General features: G+C 66.1%; 8 protein-coding genes. 4 read left to right on the forward strand and 4 right to left on the reverse strand.

The features are described from left to right. On the reverse strand, window positions 1–236 hold a 236-nt coding region (locus Q8M13_RS05840; RefSeq protein ID WP_305298845.1), incomplete at its 3' end, for a DUF817 family protein. A 47-nt stretch (window positions 237–283) separates the two neighbouring features. Here Q8M13_RS05840 and hisI point away from each other — a divergent pair. Next, window positions 284–682: a phosphoribosyl-AMP cyclohydrolase gene (gene hisI, locus Q8M13_RS05845; protein ID WP_305298851.1), complete on the forward strand. Its 399-nt coding sequence runs from the start codon at window positions 284–286 to the stop codon at window positions 680–682. Here the strand turns inward: hisI and Q8M13_RS05850 are convergent. Next, complete coding sequence (locus Q8M13_RS05850) at window positions 679–2,349, reverse strand: alkaline phosphatase (protein WP_305298846.1); 1,671 nt, start codon at window positions 2,347–2,349, stop codon at window positions 679–681. The genes hisI and Q8M13_RS05850 overlap by 4 nt on opposite strands. Window positions 2,350–2,951: 602 nt before the next feature. On the opposite strand from Q8M13_RS05850, the gene Q8M13_RS05855 reads away from it, so the two are divergent. The 3 genes from Q8M13_RS05855 to rpoH all read left to right on the forward strand — a co-directional run bounded on the left by Q8M13_RS05855 (window position 2,952) and on the right by rpoH (window position 5,933). Beyond that, window positions 2,952–3,809, forward strand: coding sequence for a hypothetical protein (locus Q8M13_RS05855; protein WP_305298847.1), 858 nt, complete (start codon window positions 2,952–2,954; stop codon window positions 3,807–3,809). A 56-nt stretch (window positions 3,810–3,865) separates the two neighbouring features. After that, window positions 3,866–4,825 (forward strand): RluA family pseudouridine synthase, encoded by a 960-nt coding sequence (locus tag Q8M13_RS05860; protein ID WP_305298852.1) that lies wholly within the window; start codon window positions 3,866–3,868, stop codon window positions 4,823–4,825. A gap of 217 nt (window positions 4,826–5,042) precedes the next feature. Beyond that, on the forward strand, window positions 5,043–5,933 hold the full coding sequence (rpoH, locus tag Q8M13_RS05865; RefSeq protein WP_305298848.1) for an RNA polymerase sigma factor RpoH: 891 nt from the start codon (window positions 5,043–5,045) through the stop codon (window positions 5,931–5,933). Window positions 5,934–5,980: 47 nt separating this feature from the next. Here rpoH and Q8M13_RS05870 read toward each other — a convergent pair whose 3' ends face one another. Both Q8M13_RS05870 and Q8M13_RS05875 read right to left on the reverse strand, forming a co-directional pair. Further along, window positions 5,981–6,796: a response regulator gene (locus Q8M13_RS05870; protein WP_305298849.1), complete on the reverse strand. Its 816-nt coding sequence runs from the start codon at window positions 6,794–6,796 to the stop codon at window positions 5,981–5,983. 67 nt (window positions 6,797–6,863) lie between these two features. Then, on the reverse strand, window positions 6,864–8,150 hold the full coding sequence (locus tag Q8M13_RS05875) for an adenylosuccinate synthase (protein WP_305298850.1): 1,287 nt from the start codon (window positions 8,148–8,150) through the stop codon (window positions 6,864–6,866). Window positions 8,151–8,221 lie beyond the last annotated feature (71 nt).

Raw genomic sequence — 8,221 nt, forward strand, 5'->3', positions numbered from 1 at the left:
AGTGCCCCGACCACAAGAAAGTCGTACCGGCTGACCGGCGCGTTGTCCGGCCACCACAGATGCGTCCCCAGCAGCAGCGCCAGCATCGCCCCGCCGAACAGGCAGGCCCAAGCCTGCTTCAACCCGAACAACAGGAACTCGTAGGCGTAGCCGTGCCAGCGCCCGCGCTCGGCCCAGGGCCGCGCGAAGGCGTCGAACCGCGCCACCTGGTTCTTGATCTTGTCCTTCAAACTCATGGCGCGGAGGCTAGCGCGAGCCCCCATCGGCGCGCCATATGCGCATTATGACGCAAGCGAGCTTTCCCACCGCCCCGACCAAGGACGCGCTAGAGCGCGGCGAGGTCCTATCCCCGCGATTTGACGCGAATGGCTTGATGCCGGTCATCACCACCCATGCCGAGAGCGGCGAGGTTCTGATGCTGGGCTACATGAACGCCGAAGCGCTCGCCCAGACCTTGGACCTAGGCGAGGTCGTTTACTTCAGCCGCTCGCGCAATGAGATCTGGCACAAGGGCGCGACCAGCGGCCAGATCCAGAAGGTCGTGGAAATGCGCGTCGACTGCGACCAGGACTGCGTCTGGCTCAAGGTCCTGCCGCAGGGCGACGGCGGCGCCTGCCACGTCGGCTTCCGCTCGTGCTTCTATCGTGTGGTCGAGGACGGCAAGTTGGTCGAGCGGCCCTAGACCTCGGACAAGGCCGACACCCCCGCCCCCTCCGGCTTGACGACGAACGTCTTCAGAACACGCGTCTCGAACGGCTTGGCGACAATGGTCGAGACCGCCATCAACTCGGCCTTGGCTTCCTCGCGGCTGAGCGACAACAGCACAAAGCCCTTGGCCCCCTGATCGCTGAAGACCACCTCCGAATTGGCCGAGGCGAACACCTCGCCGACCGAGAAGGCCTTGATCGTGTCGCCAGCGCCTGGACTGGTGATCCCCGTCGTGCCGAATTCGGCCGCGACCCGCGCGCCCTTGGCGTCATGGAGCTCGTTGGCCCAGAAGGCGTGGCTGTCGCCGGACAACACGATGGCCCGCGCGCCCGCAGTCTTCACCGCGTCATAGACCCGCTCGCGATCGGCCGGATAACCGTCCCACATGTCCAGGCCATAGGGCAGGTTGAGCTGCGATAGGCGTTCCAACCGCTCCAGCCGCTTCTGCGACGCCGGCGACTCCGTGGCCATGATCTCGGCAAGGCGCGCCTCGCCCAGTTCCTTCTTCAGACTGGGCGCCATCAGGCGGCCCATCACCACCTCGTTGCCCAGCACCTGCCAGGTTCGGCCCGACTTGACCGAGTCCTTGAGCCCGGCGGCCAGCCAGGCCTCCTGGGTCTCGCCCATCATCCGGCGAGCGGGATCGCCGAGCTTGGCCTTGAAGGCCGCGACCTCGGCCGGCCCGCCCGGCGGGGGCAGGTCGCGGTCATAGTTCAATTGCTGGTGGCGCGCGGTCAGCCGTGTCTCGACCATGAACAGGCTCATCAAGTCGCCGAACTGGAAAGCCCGGTTGATCGCAAAACCGCCGCCGGCCGGCTCGCGGATCGGCATCCACTCATAGTAGGCCTTGATGGCGCGCGCCTTGCGCTCGCTCCAATCGCCCTCGGTTTCGGGCTGGTGGTTCTGGGCGCCATGCTCGTAGCTGTCATTGGCCGTCTCATGATCGTCCCAGACGACGATCCATGGGGCACGGGCATGGGCGGCCTGAAGTTGCGGATCGGATTTGTATTGCGCGTGCCGGCGGCGATAGTCGGCCAGCGAGAGGATCTCGTGGTTCGGGTCGTGGGGCCGCGCAGCGGCGACCGCCGAGTCCATGCCGTAGGAATTCGGCCCGCCGTACTCATAAATGTAGTCGCCCAGATGCAGCACAGCATCGACCCGAGGCAGCTTGGCGATGGCCTCGTAGGCGTTGAAGTAACCGTTCGGATAGAGCGAGCACGAGGCGACGGCGAGCACGACATCCTTGGTTGGACCGGACGGCAAGGTGCGCGTACGTCCCTTGGGCGAGGTCACGCCATTGGCCTCGAACTCGAAGGTATAGGCGCGGCAGGCGTCCAGTCCGACGACATCGACCTTCACCGTCCAATCGCGCGCGGCATTTGTCACGCCCTCGCCCGACTTGGCGCCGCCCGCGCGGCGGTCGATGGGGTTCAACCGCCAGCGATAGGCGATGTCGGCCGCCGCAGGATCAGCGGGCGTGATGCGGGTCCAAAGCATCACGCGGTCGGCCAGGGGATCGCCCGAGGCCACGCCATGCTGGAAGGTCACCGCGCCGGAGTAGCGGGGAAAGGGCTGGGCGATCGCCGGCGTCGCGGCGCCAAAACCCAGCAGGGCCAAGGCCCGTCGACGATCGATCCGCATCTCGTTGTCCCCCAAGCGTTCCGGCTAAGCTCCCACCCATACTGGAGAAGGATGACGGCCACATGTCCAGGGAAGGCCAGCGCGGCCTCTCGCCGCCCGCTCATCCGGGTGAAGGCCGGGACATAGCCGCCGTGGGATTCCGAGCTTCAGCGGCGACCTAGAGCCCCCAGACCCCTGAAGTCCCGGCCCTCGCCCGGATGAGCGTCGTCGCGACGCGGAGGGCGATGGCCAAACCACCCTGGAGAGCCAGGATGGAGATTCGTATGGCCACCGCCTCCGGTCTTGGCGATCCCGCGTCGGGGGGACTGGGATCGCCGCAAGGCCGCGTGTTGCCTGGAGGGCTCCGGATTGGAGGTCGGCTCAGCAGCCTTGATTTCTCGTGTCGCCGAGAGCGGATCGTCGGCGTCGATTGCGCTTTAGAAAGAACGCCGTTCGGCGGGAAGTTGCAGCGACGGGCAAAGATCGCTGCAACCGGTGCATGGAGATGCGCAACGGTTGCATTCTTGGTTGCATTTCGCGTCGGCGATTGGAATCATACCGACGTTATGTCGAGTGCAACGCCCTTCTCCACAAAGCTTGACCTTGTACTGAAGGCGCTTTCGATGAGCCGGGGCCGACTAGCCGCCGACCTTGGCGTCGACAAGTCCCTCGTGGGCCGCTGGGCGTCTGGCGCGGTGACACCCTCAGCTCACAATCTTGAAAACCTGACCCGGCTGGTCGCCAGTCGCCGCTCCGGTTTCACCATGCTGGACTGGGATCGCGATCTTGAGGGACTGGCCACCGTCTTCGGCGTGGAGCCTACCGCCGCCGCAGCGTCGCTCGCCCTGCCCTCCGCCAGCATTTACGAGGGCCTGCCGCTGCCAGGCATGGACCTGGTCCGTATGATGACGGCGCGGCGCGCCGCCACCTACGAAGGCTTCTGGCGCAGCATCAGACCCTCCATCGCCATGCCGGGCGAGATCTTCCACGACTACGGCATGATCCGGCGGGGCCCCGATGGGCTGCTCAAGTTCAAGATGGGCGGCTCTGGTCTGCTATTCGAGGGGTGGCTGCTGCCCGTGGAGGGGCAACTCTTCGCCATCCTGTTCGACACCGTGGGCCAGACGCCGATCTTCCTGATCTTCAATGGGGTGGCGCTGCACAAGGCAATGCAGCTCGACGGCTTGATCCTGGCCGCCGCGCTCAACGCCGCGCGCACGCCCTCGGCGTATCCGGTGGTGCTCGAACGGCTGGGCGATCTGACGGGCGATGAGGAAATCGACGACGAACGCTGCGCCGAACTGCTAAGGCTCGACACCGTCGCCACCGAGGAAACCGCGCCACCCGCCATGCGCCAGCATCTGATCAGAGACATCGGCCCTGGCGCCGTCGCGGCCGGGACCGGCGAACTTTTCCTGCTGTCGAGCTGGGCCAATAGCCTCTCCAAAGGGCTGAGCTCCGGCGGGCACCTCAAAGGGTGAACCAACCTCCGATCGAGGATGACGACCTCGCGCCCGAAGGCCTCGACAGCGGGGACATGGTGGCCAGGATCGTGGCGATTTCGCCAGAGGCCGCTGGCGCCCGCCTGGACAAAACCCTGGCCGAGCACGTCGACGACCTGTCACGCGCGCGCATCCAGGCGCTGATGGCCCAGGGGCTGATCAGCCTGCGCGGCGCGGTGCTGACCGACGCGTCCGCAAAGGCCCTGGCTGGCGACTACCAGATTCTGATCCCGCCGCCCGCGCCGGCCGATCCGCAGCCTGAAGCGATCCCGCTGTCGATCCTCTACGAGGACGCCGACCTGATCGTGGTGGAAAAGCCGCCGGGCATGGCCGTCCACCCTGCTCCGGGCAACGAGACCGGCACGCTGGTGAACGCCCTGCTGCATCATTGCGGCGCCAGCCTGTCCGGCATCGGCGGGGTCGCGCGCCCCGGGATCGTCCACCGGATCGACAAGGAAACCTCCGGCGTGCTGGTCGCGGCCAAGTCGGACGCCGCGCACCAGGGCCTTTCGAAGCTGTTCGCCACCCACGACATCGACCGAGTGTATGTGGCCCTGGTTCGTGGCGCGCCGACCCCCGTGAGCGGCACGATCCAGAGCCGGCTGGGACGTTCGACCCACGACCGCAAGAAGATCGCCGTACTAAAGACTGGCGGGCGCGAGGCGATCACCCACTACCGGACCGAACGCACCTTCGGCCCGCCCGGCAAACCCACCGCCGCGCGCATCTCTTGCCAACTGGAGACCGGACGCACACATCAGATCCGCGTCCACATGGCTTCCAAGGGAACGCCGTGCCTCGGCGATCCTGTCTATGGTTCGGGGCCTCCCGCAGGGCCCGTACGGGAGGCTGTCGCGGAGGCTGGGCTTAAGCGCCAAGCCTTGCACGCTGCGGTGTTGGGCTTCGTTCATCCCGTCACCGGCGAGCGCCTGAGGTTCGAAAGCCCCCTGCCCGCCGATATGGCGCAACTAGAAGCTAACCTGTCAGCTTTGTAAGAAAGCTTGTGCCCCATTCGCCTTGAAGGCGCCGCGTTCGGCCTGTACAAATACCTGAGTTGAGCAGTCGGATTTTCGGGCCGTCGGTTTCTCCCAACCGTGGCCTTACGCCCACCGCAACCAATACCTATCTGAGGGATTGGAGGGGGCGGACGGTCTCGCGCGCACGGCGCGCTGAGCGACTTGAAAGTCCGCCATTCTAAGAGGGGATACGTTCATGGCCGCGACCACTTCGCTGTCCGTTATGTCGCCTGATGGCGGCCTCAGCCGGTACCTGACTGAGATCCGTAAGTTTCCGATGCTGGCCAAGGACCAGGAGTTCATGCTCGCCAAGGCTTGGCGTGAGCACGAAGACTCCGATGCGGCCCATCAACTCGTCACCAGCCACCTGCGTCTCGTGGCCAAGATCGCCATGGGCTATCGAGGCTACGGCCTGCCGATCGGGGAAGTGATCTCCGAGGGCAATGTCGGCCTGATGCAGGCTGTGAAGAAGTTCGAGCCCGACAAGGGCTTCCGCCTGGCGACCTACGCCATGTGGTGGATCCGCGCCTCGATCCAGGAGTACATCCTGCGGTCTTGGAGCCTGGTGAAGATGGGTACGACGGCGGCGCAGAAGAAGCTGTTCTTCAACCTGCGCAAGGCCAAGAGCCAGATCAGCGCCTTCCAGGAAGGCGACCTGCATCCCGATCAGGTCACCCAGATCGCCACCAAGCTGGGCGTGCTGGACTCCGAGGTGATCTCGATGAACCGTCGGCTGTCGGGACCCGACGCCTCGTTGAACGCGCCCCTGCGCGTGGACGGCGAAAGCGAGTGGCAAGACTGGCTGGAGGATGAAACCTCGGTCAGCCAGGAGACCTATGTCGCCGAAAACCAAGAGCGGACCCAGCGCATGGGCCTGCTGGAATCGGCGATGACGGAACTCACCGATCGCGAACGGCATATCCTGACCGAACGCCGGCTGAAGGACAGCCCGACCACGCTTGAGGAACTGGCCGCCGAATACGGCGTCAGCCGCGAGCGCGTTCGCCAGATCGAGGTCCGGGCCTTCGAGAAGCTGCAGAAGTCGATGCAGGCCGCGGCGATCGAAAAGAACCTCGTCAACGCCTAGTTGGGCTCACCGAGCCTGTAGGACGATCGAAGCGGTCTAGCCCCTGGCTAGGCCGCTTTTCCTTTGGAGGGCTCGTCTTTCGGCAGGAAGGCCAGCAGCGGGGCGGCCTGCTTGGCGACCTCGGTGGAGACCAAGACGCCGCTCTGGGCGGCCTTGGCCAGAAAGAGCTGGAACTCCACCGTGGCCTTGGCGAGCGCCATGTTCTGCGTCACCGCCGCGGCGCGCTGCAACTCGACCATCTGCGCGAGCATGGCCCGCATCGCCTGGGTCGGGTCGGTAGCGACGGCCGGGACCGCCGAGCGCACGATCTTCAGCGCCTGGATGATCCGCTCGGCTTCGGGCGTCGCGGCGATGTCGGAGCGCCGCTTCAGGGCGCCCTGATAGTCGCCGGAATTGAAGCGTCGGCGATCGGGACCGATGTATTCGACCGCCTCGACCCAGTCGCGCGGGCGAAGCGTCACCGCCTCCAGCCGCCGCAGCAGGTCCTTGGTCGTGTAAGGCTTGCGGAGAAACTCATGCACGCCGGCGTCGCGGGCCCCGACGATCGCCGCCGCCGTCGCCGTCGCCGTGACCATGATCACCGGCACTTGGCGGCAGACCGCCTCGGACTTGCGCAACAGCTTGGTGAACTCGATCCCATCCACCTCGGCGCCGGCGAGCTCGACGAAGATCAGTTGCGGATTGATCTGACGGGCGGCCTCCAGTCCCTTACGGGTGGAAGAGGCGGTCCACATCTGCAGGGGCGTGATGCTGCGCATCAGGTCGCCCAGCATCCGCGCGCTCGCGGGGGCCGGATCGACGATCAGCACCTTCTGCATCAGCGGCGCCATGCGCTGAATTTGTTTCAAGTCTTCGGTGAACACGAGAGCGGGGCTCCGAACGATTCGGAGCCCACACTGCACCGTGCGCTCTTAAGAACGCCTTGACGGCTTAGTCCTGGAAGGGGTCACGCACCATGATGGTGTCGTCACGCTGCGGGCTGGTCGAAACCATCGCCGCCGGCGCGCCAATCAGCTCCTCGACCCGGCGGACATACTTCACCGCATTGGCTGGCAGATCCTTCCAGGAGGTGGCTCCGGCGGTGCTTTCGCTCCAGCCTTCCATCTCCTCGTAGATCGGCTCGATCGCCGACTGATCCTTCAGACCGGCCGGCAGATAGTCGAGAGTCTCGCCGCGCAGCTTGTAGCCGACGCAGATCTTCAGGGTGGGCAAGCCGTCGAGGATATCGAGCTTGGTCAGCGCGATCCCGTCGATACCGTTCAGGGCGACGGACTGGCGCACCAGAACCGCGTCGAACCAGCCACAGCGGCGCGCGCGGCCGGTGACCACGCCGAATTCCTTGCCGACCGTGCCCAGGTGCTGGCCGACCTCGTCGAACAGCTCGGTCGGGAACGGGCCTTCGCCGACGCGGGTGGTGTAGGCCTTGACGATGCCCAGCACATAGCCCGGCCCCTTGGGACCCAGGCCAGAGCCGGCGGCCGCCTGGCCCGCAACGGTGTTGGACGAGGTCACATAGGGATAGGTGCCGTGGTCCACGTCCAGCAGAGCGCCCTGGGCGCCTTCGAACAGCACCCGCTTGCCCGACTTCACGACGCCGTCCAGCAGCTTCCAGGCCGGCTGGGCGAAGGGCAGGATCTTGGGGGCGATCTCTTCCAGGGCGGCCAGCAACTGGGCGCCGTCATATTCCGGCAGGCCCAGACCCCGGCGCAGCGGCGTGTGGTGGGCCAGCAGACGGTCGATCTTGGCTTCCAGGGCGTCGCGGTCACGCAGGTCGTCGACGCGGATGGCGCGGCGGCCCACCTTGTCCTCATAGGCCGGACCGATGCCGCGCCCCGTGGTGCCGATCTTGTTGACGGCGGCCGCCTCGCGGGCCTGGTCCAGGTCGCGGTGCAGCGGCAGGATCAGGCAGGCGTTGTCGGCCAGCACCAGCAGCTCCGGGGTGATGTTCACACCCTGGCCGCCCAGCTTGGCGATCTCTTCCAGCAGGTGCCAGGGATCGACGACGACGCCGTTGCCGATCACCGACAGCTTGCCCTGCACTACGCCCGAGGGCAGCAGCGAAAGCTTGTAGACTTGGTTGCCGACCACCAGTGTATGGCCGGCGTTGTGGCCACCCTGGAAGCGCACGACGACGTCAGCGCGGTTCGAAAGCCAGTCGACAAGCTTGCCCTTGCCCTCGTCGCCCCATTGGGCGCCGATCACGGTCACATTGGCCATTTAGATACGATTTCCCGGCCTGCCGAGCGGGTCCAACCACGCCCTTCGACAGGCTCTCGGCGGGTGGACTG

It is taken from the genome of Phenylobacterium sp. (assembly GCF_030681155.1).
GTDB lineage: Bacteria > Pseudomonadota > Alphaproteobacteria > Caulobacterales > Caulobacteraceae > Phenylobacterium.